This window comes from Streptomyces sp. CMB-StM0423 (assembly GCF_002847285.1).
Classification (GTDB): Bacteria; Actinomycetota; Actinomycetes; order Streptomycetales; family Streptomycetaceae; genus Streptomyces.
Window position 1 is genome coordinate 5,178,480 of record NZ_CP025407.1, and the last position, 21,627, is coordinate 5,200,106.

18 protein-coding genes and 1 pseudogene are annotated in these 21,627 nt (G+C 72.2%); 7 read left to right on the top strand and 12 right to left on the bottom strand.

Annotation, left to right across the window (positions count from 1 at the left end; genetic code table 11):
* Positions 1-60 precede the first annotated feature (60 nt).
* Entirely contained in the window at positions 61-1,827 is a 1,767-nt protein-coding gene (locus CXR04_RS22610; protein ID WP_101424131.1) for an outer membrane protein assembly factor BamB family protein, read from the top strand.
* Positions 1,828-1,872: 45 nt separating this feature from the next.
* Here the strand turns inward: CXR04_RS22610 and galK are convergent, their stop codons facing one another.
* From galK to galT, 3 genes are all read right to left on the bottom strand, one after another.
* Positions 1,873-3,138, bottom strand: coding sequence for a galactokinase (gene galK / locus CXR04_RS22615; RefSeq protein ID WP_267898205.1), 1,266 nt, complete (start codon positions 3,136-3,138; stop codon positions 1,873-1,875).
* On the bottom strand, positions 3,135-4,181 hold the full coding sequence (gene galE, locus CXR04_RS22620; protein ID WP_234380419.1) for a UDP-glucose 4-epimerase GalE: 1,047 nt from the start codon (positions 4,179-4,181) through the stop codon (positions 3,135-3,137). The genes galK and galE overlap by 4 nt, the downstream gene beginning before the upstream one ends.
* 226 nt (positions 4,182-4,407) lie before the next feature.
* The gene (gene galT, locus CXR04_RS22630; protein WP_101424134.1) at positions 4,408-5,496 is read right to left on the bottom strand and encodes a galactose-1-phosphate uridylyltransferase; all 1,089 of its coding nucleotides are present in this window, start codon (positions 5,494-5,496) and stop codon (positions 4,408-4,410) included.
* A gap of 261 nt (positions 5,497-5,757) precedes the next feature.
* On the opposite strand from galT, the pseudogene CXR04_RS22635 reads away from it, so the two are divergent.
* Positions 5,758-7,427: pseudogene (locus tag CXR04_RS22635) on the top strand (sodium:solute symporter family protein).
* Between the two features lie 9 nt (positions 7,428-7,436).
* Complete coding sequence (locus tag CXR04_RS22640) at positions 7,437-7,817, top strand: hypothetical protein (RefSeq protein ID WP_101424135.1); 381 nt, start codon at positions 7,437-7,439, stop codon at positions 7,815-7,817.
* A gap of 90 nt (positions 7,818-7,907) precedes the next feature.
* Here CXR04_RS22640 and CXR04_RS22645 read toward each other — a convergent pair whose 3' ends face one another.
* Positions 7,908-8,603 (bottom strand): response regulator transcription factor, encoded by a 696-nt coding sequence (locus CXR04_RS22645; protein WP_101424136.1) that lies wholly within the window; start codon positions 8,601-8,603, stop codon positions 7,908-7,910.
* Positions 8,604-8,960: 357 nt separating this feature from the next.
* Here CXR04_RS22645 and CXR04_RS22650 point away from each other — a divergent pair, with 357 nt between their 5' ends.
* Entirely contained in the window at positions 8,961-9,725 is a 765-nt protein-coding gene (locus CXR04_RS22650; RefSeq protein WP_234380420.1) for a response regulator transcription factor, read from the top strand.
* Positions 9,726-9,780: 55 nt separating this feature from the next.
* On the opposite strand, the gene CXR04_RS22655 is transcribed toward CXR04_RS22650, so the two are convergent.
* Positions 9,781-10,275, bottom strand: coding sequence for a MarR family winged helix-turn-helix transcriptional regulator (locus CXR04_RS22655; protein ID WP_101424138.1), 495 nt, complete (start codon positions 10,273-10,275; stop codon positions 9,781-9,783).
* Positions 10,276-10,346: 71 nt separating this feature from the next.
* On the opposite strand from CXR04_RS22655, the gene CXR04_RS22660 reads away from it, so the two are divergent.
* Both CXR04_RS22660 and CXR04_RS22665 read left to right on the top strand, forming a co-directional pair.
* Positions 10,347-11,144, top strand: coding sequence for a trans-aconitate 2-methyltransferase (locus CXR04_RS22660; RefSeq protein WP_101424139.1), 798 nt, complete (start codon positions 10,347-10,349; stop codon positions 11,142-11,144).
* A complete protein-coding gene (locus CXR04_RS22665; RefSeq protein ID WP_101424140.1) occupies positions 11,141-11,500 on the top strand; it encodes a VOC family protein in 360 nt (119 codons plus the stop codon). The genes CXR04_RS22660 and CXR04_RS22665 overlap by 4 nt, the downstream gene beginning before the upstream one ends.
* Before the next feature lie 146 nt (positions 11,501-11,646).
* On the opposite strand, the gene CXR04_RS22670 is transcribed toward CXR04_RS22665, so the two are convergent.
* Together CXR04_RS22670 and CXR04_RS22675 are read right to left on the bottom strand one after the other, a co-directional pair.
* A complete protein-coding gene (locus tag CXR04_RS22670; RefSeq protein ID WP_234380808.1) occupies positions 11,647-12,249 on the bottom strand; it encodes a TetR/AcrR family transcriptional regulator in 603 nt (200 codons plus the stop codon).
* Positions 12,250-12,337: 88 nt separating this feature from the next.
* A complete protein-coding gene (locus CXR04_RS22675) occupies positions 12,338-13,381 on the bottom strand; it encodes an acyl-CoA desaturase (RefSeq protein ID WP_101424142.1) in 1,044 nt (347 codons plus the stop codon).
* A gap of 325 nt (positions 13,382-13,706) precedes the next feature.
* Between CXR04_RS22675 and ppc the strand changes: the two genes are divergently transcribed.
* Complete coding sequence (ppc, locus tag CXR04_RS22680) at positions 13,707-16,499, top strand: phosphoenolpyruvate carboxylase (RefSeq protein ID WP_101424143.1); 2,793 nt, start codon at positions 13,707-13,709, stop codon at positions 16,497-16,499.
* Between the two features lie 150 nt (positions 16,500-16,649).
* On the opposite strand, the gene CXR04_RS22685 is transcribed toward ppc, so the two are convergent.
* The 5 genes from CXR04_RS22685 to glmU form a co-directional block, all read right to left on the bottom strand.
* Positions 16,650-17,366 carry a hypothetical protein gene (locus CXR04_RS22685; RefSeq protein WP_101424144.1) on the bottom strand — a complete coding sequence of 239 codons (717 nt, stop codon included), beginning with the start codon at positions 17,364-17,366 and terminating at the stop codon, positions 16,650-16,652.
* 164 nt (positions 17,367-17,530) lie between these two features.
* Positions 17,531-18,121, bottom strand: coding sequence for an aminoacyl-tRNA hydrolase (gene pth / locus CXR04_RS22690; RefSeq protein WP_101424145.1), 591 nt, complete (start codon positions 18,119-18,121; stop codon positions 17,531-17,533).
* A 78-nt stretch (positions 18,122-18,199) separates the two neighbouring features.
* Positions 18,200-18,817: a 50S ribosomal protein L25/general stress protein Ctc gene (locus CXR04_RS22695; protein WP_101424146.1), complete on the bottom strand. Its 618-nt coding sequence runs from the start codon at positions 18,815-18,817 to the stop codon at positions 18,200-18,202.
* 191 nt (positions 18,818-19,008) lie between these two features.
* Entirely contained in the window at positions 19,009-19,986 is a 978-nt protein-coding gene (locus CXR04_RS22700; RefSeq protein WP_101424147.1) for a ribose-phosphate diphosphokinase, read from the bottom strand.
* A 96-nt stretch (positions 19,987-20,082) separates the two neighbouring features.
* The gene (gene glmU, locus CXR04_RS22705; RefSeq protein ID WP_101424148.1) at positions 20,083-21,561 is read right to left on the bottom strand and encodes a bifunctional UDP-N-acetylglucosamine diphosphorylase/glucosamine-1-phosphate N-acetyltransferase GlmU; all 1,479 of its coding nucleotides are present in this window, start codon (positions 21,559-21,561) and stop codon (positions 20,083-20,085) included.
* Positions 21,562-21,627 lie beyond the last annotated feature (66 nt).

Below are 21,627 nucleotides of genomic sequence, written 5' to 3' on the forward strand. Positions count from 1 at the left end.
TGGTAGAAATGAGCCACGCGACCGCAGCTCGTACGCACATCCATCCGGGGGGACAGGGAAATGTCGCAGCCGCCACCGCCGCCTGGCCGGCCGCCGTCCGGTGGCTTCGGGCCGCCGCCGGCCGAGGATCCGCAGCAGCCCGGTTACGGATATCCGCAGACTCCGCCGCCGCCCGCGCCAGGCGGCGGCTTCGGCGCGCCGCAGGAGCCGCAACAGCCCGCGCAGCAGCCGCAGTACGGCTACCCGCCGGCGCAGCCGCCGCAGGCCCCGGCCCAGCCTCCGGCCCCGGCCCCGCAGCCGTACGGGCAGCAGACCCCGCAGCAGTCCCGGGAACAGCCGCACTACAGCTTCGCCCAGCCCGCTCCGCAGCACTCGGGCGGCTATCCGCAGGCGCAGGTCCCGGGCATGCCGGCCAAGCCGGAGGCGCAGAAGCTCGTCCCCGTGTGGGCGATCATCGCGGCGGTGGTGGCGATCCTGGTGGTCGCCAGTGGTACGGGCTTCTTCCTCACCCGCGACGACGCCGACACGCAGGCCGGCGGCGGCGGGGGCGGTGGCGGCGGCGGTGCCAAGAAGACCGTCAGCGACAGCAAGCCGGCCGGCGCCGACGGCGAGTTGCTGTTCGGCGTCCCGTACCCGCAGGCCGAGGAGGGCGCGACGTGGCCCGCCGAGGGCCAGTGGGCGACCGAGAAGATCTACGCCAAGGGCGAGCTGAACGCCGTGAAGGGGTACGACACCGCGACCGGCAAGGAAGTCTGGGAGCTGCCGACCGCCGGCCTGGTCTGCGGCGCCTCGCGGGCGGTCACAGACGACGGCAAGGCCGCCATGCTGGTGCAGGACGGCAAGGTCTCCGACCCGGACGACACCTACGCGCCGTGCTCCGAGGTCGTGGTCTTCGACGTCAACACCGGCGAGGAGCTGTGGAAGCAGCACGTGGCGACCGCCGACGAGAGCCTGAAGTTCGAGTACGTGACCATCGCCGACGGCACGGTCATCGCCTCCGGCCTCTCCGGCTCCGCAGCGTTCCCCCTCGCCGGGGGCGACCCGGTGTGGCAGACCAAGCCCACCACCGAGTGCAAGGACCACGACTACGCCAGCGACGGGACGAACCTGCTCGGCCTGGTCTTCTGCGGCTCGCTCAACGAGGACATGAAGGTCCAGAAGGTCGACCCGGCGACCGGCGGCATCTACTGGTCGTACGACGTGCCGGACGGGGTGCAGAGCGTCCAGGTGCTCAGCGTCGAGCCGCCGGTGATCACGATCGGCGCGGGCAAGACCACCGAGACCGACATCTTCGCCCTCGACGAGGGCGAGCTGCGCTCGAAGATCTCCCTGGGCACGGAGACGGCCGGGCCGCGCTACAAGCCGGGTTGCGACTACTCCGACGGCGCGGAGTCGTGTACGACGGTGGCGGTGGACGGCGACACGATGTACCTGCCGTCGCGCGAGCACCAGGGCAAGAGCGACTACGGCGACACGAACGAGATCGTCGCCTTCGACCTCGACACGGGCAAGCCGACGAAGAAGTACGACGCCGGTGAGAAGCGGACCATGGTGCCGCTGCGGATGGACGGCGGCAAGATCATCGCGTACCGGAAGGGGACGTACGACTCCGGCGGCGAGATCGTCGCGATAGATCCGGGCTCCGCCAAGGAGGAGACCTGGCTGGAGCTGCCGAACGACACGGCAGAGGCCGAGTCGACGCTGACCTACAGCGACAGCGTGCCGTACATATTCGAGCACGGCCGGTTCTACCTGGCGCAGGACATCATCAGCGACCGCGACGACGTCGAGTACTTCGCCCTCGCGTTCGGCAGCAAGGAGAAGTGACGGCCGGCTGCCGGGCGCCCCCCGGGCGGGGGCGCCTGAGCGGCCTCAGACCAGGCGGCGGGCGCCCGCGCCGGGGACTGCGGCGAAGATCCGCGGCGGGCCGAAGTCCGCGGCGGCGAAGGCCGATTCGACGGCCTTGCCGACCGTGTCGGCCGCGTCCGTCCCGGCCAGCACGATCGCCGAGCCGCCGAAGCCGCCCCCGGTCATGCGCGCGCCGAGCGCGCCCGCGGCGACCGACGACTCGACGACCACGTCGAGTTCGCGGCAGGAGACGCGGAAGTCGTCGCGCAGCGAGGCGTGTCCGGCGAGCAGCACGGGGCCGATGTCGCGGGTGCGGCCGGCGTCGAGCAGCGCGATGCACTCCTCGACGCGGCGGTCCTCGGTGACGACGTGCCGGACGAGCGGGCGCACCGCCGGGTCCGTCAGCCGGGCCAGCGCGGCGTCCAGCTCCGCGTACGGCACGTCGCGCAGCGCCGGTACGCCCAGCGTCCGCGCCGCCGCCTCGCAGCCGGCCCGCCGCTCGGCGTACTCGCCGTCGCCCAGGGCGTGTTTGACCTGCGTGTCGACGACGAGCAGGGTGAGCCCCTCGGCGGCGAGGTCGAAGGGCACGGCGCGCTGCGTGAGGTCGCGGGTGTCGAGATAGAGCACGTTGCCCGCGGTGCAGCAGGCGGAGGCCATCTGGTCCATGATCCCGCTGGGTACGCCGACGAAGTCGTTCTCGGCGTGCTGGCCGACCTTCGCCAGCCCTACGGGGTCGAGGCCCAGGCCGTACAGGTCGCTGAGCGCCAGCGCGGTGGAGACCTCAAGGGCCGCCGACGAGGAGAGCCCGGCGCCCGTGGGGACCGTGCTCTCGTAGTGGATGTCGGCGCCGGCGAAGTCCGCGAAGGCGTCGACGGTGCGGCGCAGCGCCCACACCACGCCCGCCGGGTAGGCGGCCCAGCCGCCGCGGTCGCCGCCGACGGTCAGGGGATCGATGCGGTCGACGGCCAGCTCGGTCAGGCGCGATTCGCCGTCGCCCGAGTGCAGCCGCAGCACGCCGTCGTCGCGGCGGCGGGCGGCGGCGAGGGTGGTGTGCGGGAGGGCGAGCGGCATGACGAAGCCGTCGTTGTAGTCGGTGTGTTCGCCGATGAGGTTGACGCGCCCGGGCGCGGCCCACACCCCGGCGGGCGGCTCCCCGTACATCTCCGCGAACGCCGCGGCCGTCGTCTCCGCCGCGGCCGCCTCCGTCGCGCCCGGTCCCGCCGCGTCCGTCTCCGCGGTGCCGCGGCTCGCCGCGTCCCGGCCCGCCGCCGTCGTCTCCCCGGCCGTCATGCGTCCCCTCCGCCTTCCCCCGCGCCCGAACCCCGCCGTGCGAAGTCCCAGGCATCCGACACGATCCCCGCCAGCTCCGTACGCGACGGCCGCCAGCCCAACTGCTCCTTCGCCGCCTGCGCCGAGGCCACCAGCACCGCCGGGTCCCCGGCCCGCCGCGGCGCGACCACCTCGGGCACGGGGTGCCCCGTCACCTGGCGGACCGTCTCGATGACCTCGCGCACGGAGAACCCCGCACCGTTGCCGAGGTTGCAGATGCGGTGCTCCCCGGGGCGTACCGCGTCGAGCGCGAGCAGATGCGCCTCGGCGAGGTCCGCGACGTGGATGTAGTCGCGGATGCAGGTGCCGTCGGGGGTGGGGTAGTCGTCGCCGAAGACGGAGATCGATTCGCGCCGCCCCAGGGCGACTTGGAGCACCAGCGGGATCAGGTGCGACTCGGGGTCGTGCCGCTCGCCGTACGGGCCGCCGCCCTGCGCGGGCAGATAGGCGCCGGCGACGTTGAAGTAGCGCAGCGACGCGGCGGCCAGCCCGTGGGCGTGGCACTCCGCGCCGATCATCTGGTCGACGGCGAGCTTGGAGGCCCCGTACGGGTTCGTCGGCGCGGTGACGGCGTCCTCGGTGATCGGCACGGACTCCGGCTCGCCGTAGGTGGCGGCGGTGGAGGAGAACACCAGCCGCCGCACGCCCGCGTCGCGCATCGCGGCGAGCAGCTCCAGGGTGCCGCCGACGTTGTTGCGCCAGTACTTCTCGGGGTGCGTGACGGACTCACCGACCTGCGAGAAGGCGGCGAAGTGCAGCACGCCGTCGTACGAGGAGTCCAGCCACTTCGCGGCGTGCTGGATCCGGTCCTCGACGAACTCGGCGCCCTCCGGCACCCCCTCGCGGAACCCGGTCGACAGGTCGTCGACCACGGTCACCGCGTGCCCGGCGGCGAGCAGGTGCGCCGCGACGACGCTCCCCACGTACCCCGCCCCACCGGTCACCAGATACTTCCGCCCGCCGCCCCCGGCACCTCCGGCACCCCCGGCCACGTCATGACTCACTTGCCAGCTACCTCTCGCAGTCGCTCCGCCGCCCGTTCGGGCGGCACATCGGTGACAAAGGCGTCCATCGCGGACTCCGAGCCTGCAAGGTACGTGAGCGCGGAGACCGCGCACCGCAGCCCGTAGCGGGACGGGGTGCCGGGTCCGGGCGATGCGGCCGCGGAGTTCCGGCAGGGGACGGTGCCCCGGACCTGGCCGCCGCACCTCCGGTCGCCGTCGGCAGACTTCACGCGCTCGCTACCTCTCGCAGTCGCTCCGCCGCTCGTTCGGGCGGCACATCGGTGACAAAGGCGTCCATCGCGGACTCCGAGCCTGCAAGGTACTTCAGTTTGCCCGGGCTTCGGCGGATCGTGAACAGCTCAAGGTGCAGAGCGTAGTCATCGCGGCCCGGCGCCCGCACCGGTGCCTGATGCCAGGCCGAGATGTACGGCGTCGGGGGCTCGCCCGGGCCGAAGATCCGGTCGAATCTGCGCAGGAGTTCGAGGTAGACCTCCGGGAACTCCGCGCGCGCCGCGTCGCCCAGCGCCGGCAGGTCGGGTACCCGCTGCCGCGGGTAGAGGTGGACCTCGTACGGCCAGTGCGCCGCGTACGGCACGAACGCCACCCAGTGCGCCCCCTCCAGCACCACCCGCGTCCCCGCCGCCGTCTCGGCTGCGACGACGGTGTCGAAGAGGTTCTCGCCCGTCCTCGCCCGGTGCAGGTCGGCGCACCGCATCATCTGCGCGGTGCGCGGCGTGACATACGGGTACGCGTAGATCTGCCCGTGCGGGTGGCCGAGGGTGACGCCGATCTCCTCGCCGCGGTTCTCGAAGCAGAAGACCTGCTCGACGCCGGGGAGTTCCGCCAGCTCCACGGAGCGGTCGGTCCACGCGTCCAGCACCAGCGCGGCCTGCCCGGGGGTGAGACCGGCGAACGAGGCGTCGTGGTCGGAGGTGAAGCAGACCACTTCGCAGCGCCCCGCGCCCGGCGCGCCGACGAACGGCGGTTCGCCGGTCCCGGGGCCGGGGTCGCCGGTCAGCGAGGGGAAGCGGTTCTCGAAGACGGCGACCTCGTAGTCGTCGGCGGGGATCTCGCTCAGCCGCCCGTCGCGGGAGGGGCACAGCGGGCACTCGTCGGCGGGCGGCCGGTACGTACGGCCCTGGCGGTGTGAGGCGATGACCACCCACTCCCCGCGCAGCGGGTCGAAGCGCGCCTCCGACGCGGTGCGCGTCGGCTCCAGGGGGCGGCGGTCGGCCGCGTCCCGGACGGCGTCGTCACGCGCGTCGAAGTAGATCAGCTCGCGCCCGTCCGCGAGCCGCGTGTGCGTCTTCTTCACTGGAGCCTCTTCCTCGGCCCTGGCCTGCCCTGCCCGCCGGCCGTCATGGTCCGGTTCCCCAACACAATCGAACACAATGAACCACAAGCCAACAGGCGAGTCAACGCCGGAGCGTCGCTCACCCTAATTTACCCCTTATCCGACATTCTGGGGCAAGATCCAACAGACAAGCAAACAGTCCCAACAGAAGCTTTCGGAATCCAACGCCACCCGTCTGGCTTCGTCTTCTGAACGCACCACGCACGGAAGCGGACCTGAAGCATGCACCCACTAGCGACAGAGCTGCGCCTCGACACCAACGCCCTCGACTACGTGATCATGGCCATCTACTTCGCCGTCGTCCTCGGCATCGGCTTCCTGGCCCGGCGAAGCGTCAAGACCAGCCTCGACTTCTTCCTCTCCGGCCGCTCCATGCCCGCCTGGATCACCGGCCTGGCGTTCATCTCCGCCAACCTCGGCGCCACCGAGATCCTCGGCATGGCCGCCAACAGCGCCCAGTACGGCGCCTACACCACGCACTTCTACTGGATCGGCGCCATCCCGGCGATGGTCTTCCTCGGCCTGGTGATGATGCCCTTCTACTACGGCTCGAAGGTCCGCTCCGTGCCGGAGTTCCTGCTGCACCGCTACGACCGCGGCGCGCACCTGCTCAGCTCGGTGCTCTTCTCCGTCGCCGCCGTGCTCATCGCCGGGGTCAACCTCTACGCCATGTCCATCGTCGTCGAGGCGCTGCTCGGCTGGCCGGAGTGGGTCGCCATCGTCGTCTCCGCCGCCGTCGTGCTCGCGTACATCACCCTCGGCGGGCTGTCGTCCGCGGTCTACAACGAGGTGCTGCAGTTCTTCGTCATCATCGCCGCGCTGCTGCCGCTGACGCTCCTCGCCCTCAAGCGCGTCGGCGGCTGGGACGGCCTCAAGGACACCCTGACCGCCTCCCGCGGCAGCGACTTCACCACCGCCTGGGGTGGCACCGCCATCGGCCACTCCAACCCGCTGGGCGCCAACTGGCTGACGATCGTCCTCGGACTGGGCTTCCTCCTCAGCTTCGGCTACTGGACGACGAACTTCGCCGAGGTGCAGCGCGCGCTGTCCGCCAAGAACCTCTCGGCCGCCCAGCGCACGCCGCTCATCGGCGCGTACCCGAAGATCTTCATCGTCTTCCTGGTGATGATCCCGGGCCTGGCCGCCGCGGCTCTGGTCCCCAAGATCGGCACGTCCGGCTCGAACCTGACGTACAACGACTCGATCCCGTACCTCATGCAGCAACTGCTGCCCAACGGCGTGCTGGGCGTGGCCATCACGGGACTGCTGGCGGCGTTCATGGCGGGCATGGCGGCCAACGTCTCGTCGTTCAACACGGTGTTCACCACCGACATCTGGGAGCCGTACGTCAGGCGCGGTCAGCCGGACGCGTACTACCTGCGCTTCGGCCGGATCATCACCGTGATCGGGGTCGCGGCGAGCGTCGGCACGGCGTTCATCGCGTCCAGGTTCAGCAACATCATGGCCTACCTGCAGACGCTGTTCTCCTTCTTCAACGTGCCGATGTTCGTGGTCTTCATCATCGGCATGTTCTGGAAGCGCACCTCCGCCAAGGCCGGCTTCTGGGGGCTGCTCGTCGGCACGGTCGCCGCGGTGCTCAACTACTTCTGGATCTACAAGCAGGGCGTCATCAGCATCCCCAGCGACCAGGGCGCCAACTTCGTCTCCGCGATCGTGGGCTTCGTCGCCGGCGCGGCCGCGATGCTCGTCGTCACGCCGTTCACCCGGCCCAAGCCCCCGAGCAGCTCGCGGGCCTCGTCTACGGGACCCGTTCCCCGGGCATGTCCGAGCCCGCCGCCGCCGGGGACGACGCCTGGTACCGCAAGCCGGCGCTGCTCGGCTGGGGCGCGCTCGTCCTGGCCGCCCTGTGCTACATCCCCTTCTCCTTCTAGGAGCGCACCATGAGCGACAGCAACGAGCGCCCGGACGGCCCGGACGGTCCCGGCCGCATCCCGGACACCGGCGAACTGGCACAGCAGATCGAGGAGCTGGAGCGCAAGTCGGCGACGGCCAGCAGGCTGTTCGACGTACGGCGGCTGATCGGCGGCCTCTTCGTCGTGTACGGGCTGATCCTCGTGATCACCGGCGCCTTCGACTCCGATGCGGAGATCGCCAAGGCGGAGGACGTGCGCATCAACCTGTGGACCGGGCTGGGGATGCTGGCGCTCGGGCTGTTCTTCCTCGGCTGGCAGCTTCTGCGGCCGGTGCGGCCGCCGTCGGGGGAGGAGCTGGCGGAGGCCGTCAACGGGGACGACGGCCAGGACCGCCCGGACACCCGCTGATCCGTACGCCGACCGATCCCCGTACACCTGCCGGGCCCGCCCGTACGCGAATGTCCGAAAGCCGCCGCGTCTTCGGCCCCGGAAAAGCCGCTACGCCCCGGCCTCGCCGTCCACCGCGGGCCGGGCGGCGGCGCGGTCCAGCAGCCCCGTACGGGCCGCCAGCGCCGCCGCTTCAAGCCGTGAACCCACCCCGAGCTTCATCAGCACGCGCTGCACGTGCGTACGGGCCGTGCTCGCGGCTATGCGCATCCCCTGGGCGATCAGCCGCGTGTCCTCGCCCTCCGCCACCCGCACCAGCACCTCGACCTCGCGCGGGGTCAGCAACTGAAGCAGCCGGGCGCCCTCGTCGTCCGGCTCCGCCGCCGGGTTCAGCAGCTCCGTGAACGCGCTCTGCAGCAACTGAGGAGCCACCGCCGCCTCCCCCGCACGCGCCTTGACCAGCGCACGTTCCACACCCTCGATGCGCTCGTCGTGCCGCACGTACCCGGAGGCACCCGCGGCGAACGCCGCCGCTATGCCGCGCGGATTCGGCACCGGGCCGAGCACCACCACCGCTATCTGCGGGCGCTCCCGCTTGATGCGCAGCACAGGGTCGAACGCCCCGGGTGCGGCCGGGGTCGCCGTGCCCAGCAGGCACACCTCAGGTCCTCTGCTCACCACCAGCTCCGCGGCGCCCGCCGTGGGCGCGGCCGCGGCCAGCACCCGGTGCCCGCGCAGCTTCAGCGCGGACGCGAGAGCCTCGGCGAGCAGGCGGTGCTCGTCGACCACGATCAGCCGAACGGCCATCTCGCCCTCCCCCCGGGGGTCTACTGCCCCGGCAAGGTACAGCCTTACCGCTCCCGGGCCCGCCGGAACTCCGGAATCCATCCACAACGGGGCCGTATCCGGCCGGTTTCTACTCCGCGTGGCGAACTCGCCACGGAAAGTCGGCCGTTGGGCTTCCCTTGTGGGGCCCGCGCCCTACGCTGTGGGGCAGCACCGGTGGGGGCCGGTGCCGTTCAGGGGGCGAGACCGTGGGTACGGCGCACGGGGTGGGGTAGCTATGGGACGCGGCGGCGGCCGCAGCTCAGGCAGGCGCTTCACGCTCCGAGCGCCGTATTCCGCATTCCGCGAGTTCTGGTAGTCCGCGACATGGGGGTGTCCGTGGTTCGGATCCGGGTCCTGGTGGCCGATGCCCACCGCGTGTTCGCCGAGTCGCTGGCCGCCGCGCTGGCAGCGGAGCCGGACGTCGACGTGCTGCCGGCCGGCAGCGGCCAGGCCGCGCTGCGCTCGCTGGAGCGGGCGGCGGCGGAGGGCCGCAGGTTCGACGTGTTCCTGGTCGACGCCGACCTCGACCGCGATACGCCCGCGGGCGCCCCGGTGCCCGCGCAGGCGGTCGCGGGGAACGGCTCGGCGGCGGGCGGCCCCGGCGGGATATCGCTCACCGCACGTGTCCGCTCGGCGCACCCGCAGACGCGCACGGTGGTGCTCGCGGCCCGCGACGACCCGGCGCGGGCGGCGGCGGCGCTGCAGGCGGGGGCGTTCGGCTGGGTCGCCAAGGACAGCTCGCTGTCCCGGCTGCTGGCGGTGATCAGGGGCGTGCTGCGGGGAGAAACGCATCTGCCGCCCGCGCTGCTCACGGGCGTGCTGCGGGAGCTGACGGCGGCCAGGGAGCACCGTACGGAGAGCGAGCAGTTGGTCGAGTCGCTGACCCCGCGGGAGCACGAGGTACTGCGCTGCATGGTCGCGGGCCTGGGCCGCAAGGCGGTCGCCGAGCGGCTGTACCTGTCACCGCACACGGTCCGTACGCACATGCAGAACGTCCTGGGCAAGCTGGGCGTGCACTCGACGCTGGCCGCGGTGGCCCTGGCCCGCCGCGCGGGCGTGGGCCCGGTGGACCTGGGCGAACCGGCCAGAGTGGGCGGCTAGCGCGGTCGTCCCGGCGGCGGGGGCATCCGTACGGCGGAAGGGGCGGTCAGGGCCGTCACGGAACGTTGTCGAACGGGGCCGTCAGTTGCCGTAGCAGGTCCGCCAGCTCCCTGCGCCGCTCCGGCGGCAGCTCCGCGAGGATCGCCCGCTCCTGCTTCAGCAGCGCCGCCAGCGCCGCGTCCGCGCGTTCCCGGCCCTCCGCGGTGAGCCGTACGAGCACGCCGCGCCGGTCGGTGGGGTCCGGCAGCCGCTCGACGAGGTCCTTCTTCGCCAGCCGGTCGATGCGGTTCGTCATCGTCCCGGAGGTGACCAGGGTCTGGGTGAGGAGTTGCCCGGGGGAGAGCTGGTACGGCTCGCCGGCCCGCCGCAGCGCGGTCAGCACGTCGAACTCCCAGCCCTCCAGGCCGTGTTCCGCAAAGGCCAGCCGCCGCGCGCGGTCCAGGTGGCGGGCCAGCCGGCTCACCCGGCTCAGCACCTCCAGCGGCTCCACGTCGAGGTCGGGGCGCTCCCTGCGCCACGCCGCGACCAGCCGGTCCACCTCGTCCCGCATGCGATCAGTGTAGTCGGTCTGTCGACGTGAAGTCTCTTGACATCGAGATACATCGGCGGAACGCTGGAGGCATGACCTCACCCTCCTGGGACCCGCAGCAGTACCTGCGCCACGAGGGGCCCCGCACCCGCCCCCTCGCCGACCTCGTCGCCCGCGTCGGCGAGCTGCCGGGACGCCCGGCGCGGATCGCCGACATCGGCTGCGGCACGGGCAACGGCACCGCGCTGCTGGCCGCCCGCTGGCCCGCCGCCCACATCACGGGGTACGACAGCTCCGCCGACATGCTCCGCACCGCCGCCGCCCAGGCCGGCCCCACCCCCGGCGGCGGCCGGATCGACTTCGCCCACGCCGACCTCGCCGACTGGACGCCGGAGCCCGGTGCGTACGACCTGATCCTCGGCAACGCGGTGCTGCAGTGGGTGCCCGAGCACTGGGAGCACTTCCCCCGCTGGCTCGCCGGGCTCGCCCCCGGCGGCACGTTCGCCCTCCAGGTCCCCGGCAACTACGACGCCCCCAGCCACGCGCTGATGCGGCAGCTCACCCGCGACCCGCGCTGGCGCGAGCGGCTGCACGGCGTGCTGCGCGACCAGCCGGTGCTGCAGCCCGTCGCGTACCTGGAGCTGCTCTGCGACCTCGGCTGCGCCGGCGACGCCTGGGAGACCACGTACACCCACCTCCTGCACGGAAACGACCCCGTGCTGGACTGGGTGAAGGGCACCGGGCTGCGCCCCGTCCTCGACGCCCTCGGCGACGACGCCGACGCCTTCGTCACCGCCTACGCGGCCCTGCTGCGCACCGCCTACCCGCCGGGCCCGCACGGCACCCCGTTCCCGTTCCGCCGCATCTTCGCGCTGGGAGTCATGCCGTGATCACCGGACTCGACCACGTCCAGCTCGCCGTCCCGGCCGGCAGCGAGGAAATCCTCCGCATCTTCTACGGCGACGTCCTCGGCATGACCGAGGTGCCCAAGCCGGCGGCGCTCGCCGCCCGCGGCGGCTGCTGGTTCACGTCGGGGCCCGTGATGCTCCACCTCGGCGTCGAGCAGGACTTCCGCCCCGCCCGCAAGGCGCACCCCGCGCTCGTCGTCACCGACCTCGACGCGCTGGCCCGCCGGCTGGCCGCCCGCGGCCACGACGTGACCTGGGCCGACGGCGAGATTCCGGGCGTACGGCGCTTCCACACCGCCGACCCGTTCGGCAACCGGCTGGAGTTCCAGGCCGCGTAGGGGCTCCGCCGGGGCCGGATACCGGTCAGGATGCCGGCGGTTCCGCCCCCTGTACCCCCGGGACCGGCGGCGTTCCGGCCGCCCGGACCGGCAGCGGACGGCGCCCGGACCACGGACACGCGCCGCAGGCCGCCGCGCGCCGCGTGCTATGCGCGGCGGTGGCCTATCAGCCGCGGCTTCGCCTCCAGATCGCCCAGGCCGTGCCAGGCGAGGTTCACGAGATGCGCCGCGACCTCCGCCTTCTTGGGCTTGCGCACGTCCAGCCACCACTGCCCGGTCAGCGCCACCATCCCCACCAGGGCCTGCGCGTACAGCGGCGCCAGCTTCGGATCGAAGCCGCGGGACTTGAACTCCAGCCCCAGGATGTCCTCCACCTGGGTGGCGATGTCGCTGATCAGCGAGGCGAACGAGCCGTGCGACTGCGCCACCGGGGAGTCCCGGACCATGATGCGGAAGCCGTCGGTGTACTCGTCGATGTAGTCCAGCAGCGCGAACGCGGCCTGCTCCAGCAGCTCCCGCGGATGCCCCGCGGTCAGCGCGCCCGCCACCATGTCGAGGAGCTGCCGCATCTCCCGGTCGACGACGACCGCGTACAGCCCCTCCTTGCCCCCGAAGTGCTCGTACACGACCGGCTTGGACACGCCCGCCTTCGAGGCGATCTCCTCCACCGACGTCGCCTCGAAGCCGCGCGCCGCGAACAGCGTGCGCCCCACGTCGACGAGCTGCTCGCGGCGTTCCTTGCCCGTCATCCGCCGCCGGGTACGGCGCGGCGGCTTCCCCTCGCCGCCGTCGCCGCTGTTGCCCGTGCTGCTCTTACCGCCGGTAGCCACGGCTCCATCATGCCGCGTCAGCGGCGGGCTCCTCACGGCGGGCCGACGCGGCGGCCGCACCCTTGCGCGAGCCCTTGCCGGCGTCGCCGTCCCTATTGCGCTTCGAGTCGATACGGGACTCGCTCGGCCAGCGGACGTCGTACGCCCAGCCGAGCTTCTCGAACCAGCGGATGATCCGGGCGCTGGAGTCGATCTGGCCCTTCATCACGCCGTGCCGGGCGGAGGTCGGGTCCGCGTGGTGCAGGTTGTGCCACGACTCGCCGCCGGACAGGATCGCCAGCCACCACACGTTGCCCGAGCGGTCCCGGGACTTGAAGGGGCGCTTGCCGACCGCGTGGCAGATCGAGTTGATCGACCACGTGACGTGGTGCAGCAGCGCGACCCGGACCAGCGAGGCCCAGAAGAACGCCGACAGTGCGCCCTGCCACGACCAGGTGACCAGGCCGCCGACCAGCGGTGGGAAGAGCAGCGAGACCGCCGTCCACAGCACGAACTGACGCGAAACCCGGCGGACCGCCGAGTCCTTGATGAGGTCCGGCGCGTACTTGTTCTGCGGCGTCTGCTCCTCGTCGAAGAGCCAGCCGATGTGGGCCCACCACAGGCCCTTCATCAGCGCCGGCACCGTCTCGCCGAAGCGCCAGGGGGAGTGCGGGTCGCCCTCGGCGTCGGAGAACTTGTGGTGCCTGCGGTGGTCCGCGACCCAGCGCACGACCGGGCCCTCCACCGCCATCGACCCGGCGATCGCCAGCGCCACCCGCAGCGGCTTCTTCGCCTTGAACGAGCCGTGCGTGAAGTACCGGTGGAACCCGACCGTCACCCCGTGCAGGCCGAGGAAGTACATGAACGTCATCAGTCCGAGGTCGAGCCAGCTCACCCCCCAGCCCCAGGCCAGCGGGATCGCCGCGACCAGCGCGACGAACGGCAGCACGATGAAGGCGAGCAGCGTGATCTGCTCGATCGATCTCTTGTTCTCACCGCCGAGCGTCGCGGACTCAGCGGTGACCGTGGCCGAGCGGGGCTGCTCGTCGATCACTTCGGACGTGGACGGCATGGGCATCCTCGGAGGCTGGGGGAACATGGACCAGCGAGGCTACGGTCCCGTAACCTACGTTGGCGTAAGTATGGCATGCCTCAGTTCCGGGCTGAAAGAGGCACGGTCCCAACGGGCGTACATGCGCGCCCGTGTGGAAGGAACACCTCTTGAGTGCCCGCAGACGCCGGTTCCCATGCCGCAACCCCGCGGGCTTCGCCCACCCGGGCAGCGAGCAGGGACGACTAGTCTGGGGGCGTCGGACAGCGCGGTCCGCACCCCGGCCCGCCGCGCGCCGCCGCGCACGGGCGGAACCACCAGCGCCGCACGCCAAGGAGCCGCACCAGTGACCAGTGCCGACACCCACGCGCACCGCCCCGCCGGAGCCGCAGGCCCCGACCCGGGCGCCGCGGCCGCCGGCAACGCCGAGCTGCGCGCCGACATCCGGCGCCTCGGCGACCTGCTCGGCGAGACCCTTGTCCGCCAGGACGGGCCGGAACTGCTGGACCTCGTCGAGCGCGTACGCGCCCTGACTCGCACCGACGGCGACGCCGCCGCGGAGCTGCTGCGCGCCGTGGACCTGGAGACCGCCGCCCGGCTCGTGCGCGCCTTCTCCACCTACTTCCACCTCGCCAACGTCACCGAGCAGGTGCACCGCGGCCGCGAGTTCCGCGCCCGCCGCGCCGCGGAGGGCGGCAGCCTGGCCCGTACCGCCGACATGCTCAAGGACGCCGACCCCGCGCACCTGCGCGAGACCATCGCCAGCCTCGGCGTCCGCCCCGTCTTCACCGCCCACCCCACCGAGGCCGCGCGCCGCTCCGTCCTCACCAAGCTGCGCGACGTGGCCCGCCTCCTCGAAGCCGACGAGGGCGCGTCCGCCGCCGACCGCCGCCGCTGCGACCGCCGCCTCGCCGAGGACATCGACCTCATCTGGCAGACCGACGAACTGCGCGTCGTCCGGCCCGAGCCCGCCGACGAGGCCCGCAACGCCATCTACTACCTGGACGAGCTGAACCGCGGCGCCGTCGGCGACGTGCTCGAAGACCTCGCCGCGGAACTGGAGCGCGTCGGCGCCGACCAGTCCGCCGTGCTGCCGCCCGGCACCCGCCCGCTGACCTTCGGCACCTGGATCGGCGGCGACCGCGACGGCAACCCCAACGTGACCCCCCAGGTCACCTGGGACGTGCTCCTCCTCCAGCACGAGCACGGCATCACCGAGGCCATCGGCCACGTGGACGAGCTGCGCTCCGCGCTGTCCAACTCCATCCGCAACGGCGGTGCCACCGAGGAACTCCTCGAATCCGTCCAGCGCGACCTTGAAGTGCTCCCCGAGATCAGCCCCCGCTACAAGCGGCTCAACGCCGAGGAGCCCTACCGCCTCAAGGCCACCTGCATCCGGCAGAAGCTCCTCAACACCCGCCGCCGGCTCGCCGAGGGCAGCGCCCACGTGCCCGGCCGCGACTACCTCGGCACCGCGCAGCTCATCGACGAACTCGCCCTCGTCCAGACCTCGCTGCGCGCGCACCGCGGCTCGCTCGTCGCCGACGGCCGGCTGGAGCGCACCATCCGCACCATCGCCGCCTTCGGCCTCCAGCTCGCCACCATGGACGTACGCGAGCACGCCGACGCCCACCACCACGCCCTCGGCCAGCTCTTCGACCGGCTCGGCGAGGAGTCCTGGCGCTACCTGGACATGCCGCGCGACTACCGCCGCGGCCTGCTCGCCAGGGAGCTGCGCTCGCGCCGCCCACTGGCGCCCACCCCCGCGCCGCTCGACGAGGCCGGCACCAAGACCCTCGGCGTCTTCGGGACCGTCAGGAAGGCCATCGACGCCTTCGGGCCCGAGGTCATCGAGTCGTACATCATCTCCATGTGCCAGGGCGCCGACGACGTGTTCGCCGCCGCCGTCCTCGCCCGCGAGGCCGGGCTCCTCGACCTGCACGCCGGCTGGGCGAAGATCGGCATCGTGCCGCTGCTGGAGACCACCGACGAGCTGAAGATCGCCGACGACCTCCTCGACGCGATGCTCTCCGACCCCTCCTACCGGCGCCTGGTCTCGCTGCGGGGCGACGTCCAGGAGGTCATGCTCGGGTACTCCGACTCCTCCAAGTTCGGCGGCATCACCACCTCCCAGTGGGAGATCCACCGCGCCCAGCGCCGGCTGCGCGACGTCGCCCACCGGCACGGCGTACGGCTGCGCCTCTTCCACGGCCGCGGCGGCACCGTCGGCCGCGGCGGCGGCCCCACCCACGACGCGATCCTCGCCCAGCCGTGGGGCACCCTCGAAGGCGAGATCAAGGTCACCGAGCAGGGCGAGGTCATCTCCGACAAGTACCTCGTGCCGTCCCTGGCCCGGGAGAACCTCGAACTGACCGTCGCCGCCACCCTCCAGGCGTCCGCCCTGCACACCGCGCCGCGGCAGTCGGTGGAGGCGCTGACCCGCTGGGACGCCGCGATGGACGTCGTCTCCGACGCCGCCCACGCCGCGTACCGGCGGCTCGTGGACGACCCCGACCTGCCCGCGTACTTCTTCGCCTCCACGCCCGTCGACCAGCTCGCCGAGCTGCACCTCGGCTCCCGGCCCTCCCGCCGCCCCGACACCGGCGCGGGCCTCGACGGGCTGCGGGCCATCCCCTGGGTGTTCGGCTGGACGCAGTCCCGGCAGATCGTCCCCGGCTGGTTCGGGGTCGGCTCGGGGCTGCGCGCGGCCCGCGAGGCGGGGCTCGACGCGGTGGTGGAAGAGGCGTACGAACACTGGCACTTCTTCCGCAACTTCCTCGCCAACGTCGAGATGACGCTCGCCAAGACCGACCTGCGGATCGCGCAGCACTACGTCGATACCCTCGTGCCCGACGAGCTGAAGCACATCTACGCCGTCATCGAGGCCGAGCACGAGCTGACGGTCAGCGAAGTGCTGCGTATCACCGGCGAGTCGGAGCTGCTGGAGGCCAACCCGGTGCTCCAGCAGACGTTCCGCATCCGCGACGCCTACCTCGACCCGATCTCGTACCTCCAGGTCACGCTGCTCGGCCGGCAGCGCGAGGCGGCCGAACGCGGCCAGGCCCCGGACCCGCTGCTGGGCCGGGCGCTGCTGCTGACGGTCAACGGCGTGGCGGCGGGCCTGCGCAACACCGGCTGACCCGCGGTCCGTCCGGCGCGCGGTGCGTACCCGAGGCGGCGCGCCGCGGGGCGGACGTACCCGTGCTCACCGGGGCGCGGCGCCCGCAACCGCACGCGGCCCCCACCCCCCTGGGGTGAGAGCCGCGTGCGGTCTTCCGGCGGGACGTGCTCAGTGCTGGCGGCCCATGCCCCGGCGGCGGAGCACCAGGTACCCGCCCGCGCCCAGGAGGATCGCCGAGGCGATCGAGATGCCCGTCACCGATGCGCCGGTGGCGGCCAGACCGCCCGACTCGTCGTCGCCCCCGCCCTGCGCGCCCGGCGCGCCGGACGCACTGGGCGTCGCGTCGTCGCTCTGCCCGCCGTCCTCACCCTGCTCGTCGCCCTTGCCGGGCTTGCCGGGCTTGCCCGGCTGCTCCGCCTGCTCGGAGGAGTCGTCCGACGGGGTGCCGGACGGGGTGTCCGACGGGTCCGGCGACTCGGAGTCCTCGCACGCCGTCCAGAAGACCTTGTGCTTCGCGGCCCCGTTCTCGCCCTTCCAGTTCCAGAACAGCTTGTAGTGGCCGTCCGGGAGGGTCATGTCCTCGGTCCGGCCGTGCCCCTCGCCGTCGAGGACGATCGCGCCCTCGTCCGCGACGGTCTTGTTGTCCCCGGTCGGCTTCCAGCCGACGATCTTCCACGTGACCTGCTGCCCGGCATCGAAGCCGAAGGCGTCGAGATAGAACTCGCAGACCTTCGGCTCGTTCTTGCGAAGTTCCTCGCCGGTGGCGGCGTCGTGGATCTTCACGGTTCCGTTGTCGCCACTGGCCGCCGGCGCCGGTGCGGCGGCGAACAGCAGCGAGGCGGCAGCGGCAGCGGCGACCGCGCCGACCGAAGCAATGGTTCGCATGGGATACCCGACTTCGTGAGTGAAAGGTGTGAGAGGGAAGTTGGGGGGCGGCTCAGCTTCCGCCTCCGACGCACTGCTGGTCAAGCGCGCTGTGCACCGCTCATCCCGTTTCGCGAGATGTGCGCGGAAAGCCCTTTGTCACAGTCCTGTGACAGACTGCGGGATCAGCCGTTGTACGTGTTCTGGGCGCGCTCCAGGCCCTCCGTGACCAGTGCCTCCACGGCGTCCGCCGTGCGGTCCACGAAGTAGTCGAGGTCCTTGCGCTCGGCGGCGGAGAAGTCCTTCAGCACGTAGTCCGCCACCTCCATCCGCCCCGGCGGCCGGCCCACGCCGAACCGCACCCGCAGATACTCCCGGCCCAGCGACTTCGACAGCGACTTCAGCCCGTTGTGGCCGTTGTCGCCGCCGCCGAGCTTCAGCCGCAGCGTGCCGTAGTCCAGGTCCAGCTCGTCGTGCACGACGACCATCCGCTCCAGCGGGACCTTGTAGAAGCCGGCGAGCGCCGAGACCGGGCCGCCGGACAGGTTCATGTACGACATCGGCTTGGCCAGCACGATCCGCCGGCCCGCAGGACCCGGCGGGCCGAGGCGAGCCTCCACGACCTGCGCCCGCGACTTGTGCGCCTTGAACCGGCCGCCGACGCGCTCCGCCAGCAGGTCGGCGACCATGAACCCGACGTTGTGCCGGTTGCCCGCGTACCCCGGGCCCGGATTGCCCAGGCCCACGACGAGCCACGGCTGCGCTGCGTCCGACATCTGCCGGCCCTCCCGGGGTGCGTGTGCGTGCGCGTACGGAGACGGGGGGCGGGCCCGTACGGCCCGCCCCCGCCGTGCTCACTCCTCCGACTTGCCCTCGGCGGCCACGGCCTCGCCCTCGGCCGCCTCGCCCTCCGCGGCCGACGGCTCCTCCGCCTGCGGCGAAACGACGTGCAGCACCGGGTCCTCGCCGTCGACCGCGAGCGTCACCCCGGCCGGCAGCTTGACGTCCTTCGCCGCCACCGTGGCACCTGCCTCCAGGCCCTCGACGCTGACCGTCACGGACTCCGGGATGTTCGTCGCCTCGGCCTCGACCGGCAGCGCGTGCAGCGTGTGCTCCAGCAGGTTCTGGCCCGGCGCCAGGTCGCCCTCGACCTGGATCGGCACCTCGACCGTGACCTTCTCGCCGCGCTTCACGACCAGCAGGTCCACGTGCTTGAGCACCCCGGTGCGCAGCGCGTCACGCTGCACGTCCTTCGGGATGACCAGCTCGGACTTGCCTTCGAGGTCGAGGCTGATCAGCACGTTCGAGGTCTTGAGCGCCATCAGCAGGTCGTAGCTCGGCAGGGACACGTGCCGCGGGTCGGCGCCGTGGCCGTAGATGACGCCGGGAACCTTGTCCTCGCGGCGCAGCCGGCGGGCGGCGCCCTTGCCGGTCTCGGTCCGCGGCTCCGCGGTGATCTTGTACTCGGCCATGGCCGCACTCCTCGCAGTAGGTGAAGCTGACGGGACGGTCACCCGGCCGCAATCGGCCTGCTACGAAGAGCGCGTCGATAACGGAGCACCGAACCGGAACCGGACGGACCGGGGCGGCCTCCCTCGCCGAGCAACTCCGGGAGTCTACCCGGCGGCGAGCGGCCGCCCCAAGTCGATCTTCTGCCGTACGGCTACGCGAGCTCGTCGAAGAGGCTGGTCACAGACCCGTCCTCGAACACCTCGCGCACCGCCCGCGCGATCACCGGCGCCATCGACAGCACCGTGATCTTGTCCAGGTCCAACTCGCTCGCGGTCGGCAGCGTGTTCGTGAAGATGAACTCGCTGACCTTCGACCCCTTCAGCCGGTCACCCGCAGGACCCGACAGCACGCCGTGCGTCGCCGCCACGATCACGTCCTCCGCACCGTTCGCGAACAGCGCGTCCGCCGCCGCGCAGATCGTGCCCCCGGTGTCCACCATGTCGTCGACCAGCACGCACACCCGGCCGGCCACGTGGCCCACGACCTCGTGCACCGTCACCCGGTTCGCCACGTCCGGGTCCCGGCGCTTGTGCACGATCGCCAGCGGCGCCCCCAGCCGGTCGCCCCAGCGGTCCGCCACCCGCACGCGCCCCGCGTCCGGCGAGACCACGGTCAGCTTCGACCGGTCCGTCTTCGACGCCACGTAGTCCGCCAGCACCGGCAGCGCGAACAGGTGGTCCACCGGGCCGTCGAAGAAGCCCTGGATCTGGTCCGTGTGCAGATCCACCGTCAGGATCCGGTCCGCACCCGCCGTCTTCAGCAGGTCGGCGATCAGCCGCGCCGAGATCGGCTCCCGGCCGCGGTGCTTCTTGTCCTGGCGGGCGTAGCCGTAGAAGGGGACGATCGCGGTGACGCTGCGCGCGGAGGCACGTTTCAGCGCGTCCACCATGATCATCTGTTCCATGATCCACTGATTGATGGGCGTCGTGTGACTCTGCATCACAAAACAGTCGGCCCCCCGTGCCGACTCCTGGAAACGGACGTAGATCTCACCGTTGGCGAAGTCGAACGCCTTCGTCGGTACGAGGCCCACACCGAGCTGGTGCGCGACCTCCTCGGCAAGCTCGGGGTAGCCACGGCCGGTGAAAAGCATCAGCTTCTTCTGGCCGGTCGTCTTGATCCCGGTCACAGCACGTTCTCCTCGGTGTCGGGCAGGCGGCCGGGCGGGCGGCCGGTCGGGTGTCCTACTCACCGTACGCCCAGAACGCCCCGGCTTCCCACGCCCTCACCCCGCCTGACCGGCACCCTCGCCCTCCGCCACACCCTCCCGGCGGGCCTCCTCGGCCGCCTGCGCCGCCGCGCTCCCGGGGCGCTTACGGGCCACCCAGCCCTCGATGTTGCGCTGCTGACCGCGCGCCACGGCCAGCGAACCCGGCGGCACGTCCTTCGTGATCACCGAGCCGGCGGCGGTGTACGCGCCGTCCCCGATGGTGACGGGCGCAACAAGCATGTTGTCCGCGCCCGTACGGCAGTGACTCCCGATCGTCGTGTGGTGCTTGGCCACGCCGTCGTAATTGACGAACACGCTCGCGGCACCGATGTTCGTGTACTCGCCGATCGTCGCGTCCCCCACGTACGAGAGATGCGGCACCTTCGTCCCCGCGCCCACCTCCGCGTTCTTCATCTCCACGTACGTCCCGGCCTTGGCCCCCTCGCCCAGCCGCGTCCCCGCCCGCAGATACGTGTACGGCCCCACGCTCGCCCCCGGTCCGATCTCCGCCCCGTCCGCAACGGTGTTGAGCACCCGCGCGCCCGCGCCGACCGCCGTGTCCGTCAGCGTCGACCCCGGCCCCACCTCGGCGCCCGCACCCAGGTGCGTCGAGCCCAGGAGCTGCGTCTGCGGGTGCACCACCGCGTCCGGCTCGTACGTCACCGCCACGTCGAACCACGTCGACGCCGGATCCACCACCGTCACCCCGGCCAGCATCGCGTCCCGCAGCAGGCTGTCGTTCAGCAGCCGGCGCGCCTCCGCCAACTGCACACGGTTGTTGATGCCGAGGATCTCGCGGTGGTCGGCGGCGAGCGACGCACCCACCCGGTGCCCCGCGGACCGCAGGATCCCCAGCACGTCGGTCAGATACTCCTCGCCCTGGCTGTTGTCGCGCCGCACCTGCGTCAGCGCGGACGCCAGCAGCTTCGCGTCGAACGCGAACACCCCGGAGTTGATCTCCCGGATCTCCCGCTGCGCGGCGGAGGCGTCCTTGTGCTCCACGATCCCGGTCACGGCCCCGGTCGCGTCCTCCCGCACGATCCGCCCGTACCCGGTGGCGTCCGGCACCTCGGCGGTCAGCACGGTCACGGCGTTCCCGTCGGCGTCGTGCGCCGAGGCGAGCCGGTCCAGCGTCTCGCGGGCCAGCAGGGGCGTATCGCCGCACACCACCACGACGGTCCCGTCCAGCGCCACCCCGCTCCCGGCCAGTTCCTCCAGCGCGATCCGCACGGCGTGCCCGGTCCCGTTCTGCTCCCGCTGCACCACGGCCCGCGCCTGCGGCGCGACCTCCCCGAGATGCGCGCTGACGGCCTCCCGGCCGTGCCCGACGACGACGACCAGATGCTCGGGGTCCAGCTCTCCGGCGGCGGCGACGACGTGCCCGACGAGCGAGCGACCACAGATGCGGTGCAGGACCTTGGGGGTCGCGGACTTCATACGGGTGCCTTCGCCCGCGGCGAGTACGACGACGGCTGCGGGGCGGTTCGCGGTCACGTGAGGTCCTTACGCAGGCGGAATCGGGGGTACGGGCAGGATACCGACGCCATACGCGTCGGTAAC

Bases quoted from the DNA above. Each gene is read 5' to 3' on its own strand.
- CXR04_RS22645 (WP_101424136.1), bottom strand. From the start codon at position 8,603: ATGGCCGTTCGGCTGATCGTGGTCGACGAGCACCGCCTGCTCGCCGAG.
- CXR04_RS22610 (WP_101424131.1), top strand. From the start codon at position 61: ATGTCGCAGCCGCCACCGCCGCCTGGCCGGCCGCCGTCCGGTGGCTTC.
- CXR04_RS22640 (WP_101424135.1), top strand. From the start codon at position 7,437: ATGAGCGACAGCAACGAGCGCCCGGACGGCCCGGACGGTCCCGGCCGC.
- CXR04_RS22670 (WP_234380808.1), bottom strand. From the start codon at position 12,249: ATGACGGGCAAGGAACGCCGCGAGCAGCTCGTCGACGTGGGGCGCACG.
- CXR04_RS22685 (WP_101424144.1), bottom strand. From the start codon at position 17,366: ATGCGAACCATTGCTTCGGTCGGCGCGGTCGCCGCTGCCGCTGCCGCC.
- galK (WP_267898205.1), bottom strand. From the start codon at position 3,138: ATGACGGCCGGGGAGACGACGGCGGCGGGCCGGGACGCGGCGAGCCGC.
- CXR04_RS22660 (WP_101424139.1), top strand. From the start codon at position 10,347: ATGACCTCACCCTCCTGGGACCCGCAGCAGTACCTGCGCCACGAGGGG.
- CXR04_RS22675 (WP_101424142.1), bottom strand. From the start codon at position 13,381: ATGCCGTCCACGTCCGAAGTGATCGACGAGCAGCCCCGCTCGGCCACG.
- pth (WP_101424145.1), bottom strand. From the start codon at position 18,121: ATGTCGGACGCAGCGCAGCCGTGGCTCGTCGTGGGCCTGGGCAATCCG.
- CXR04_RS22695 (WP_101424146.1), bottom strand. From the start codon at position 18,817: ATGGCCGAGTACAAGATCACCGCGGAGCCGCGGACCGAGACCGGCAAG.
- CXR04_RS22655 (WP_101424138.1), bottom strand. From the start codon at position 10,275: ATGCGGGACGAGGTGGACCGGCTGGTCGCGGCGTGGCGCAGGGAGCGC.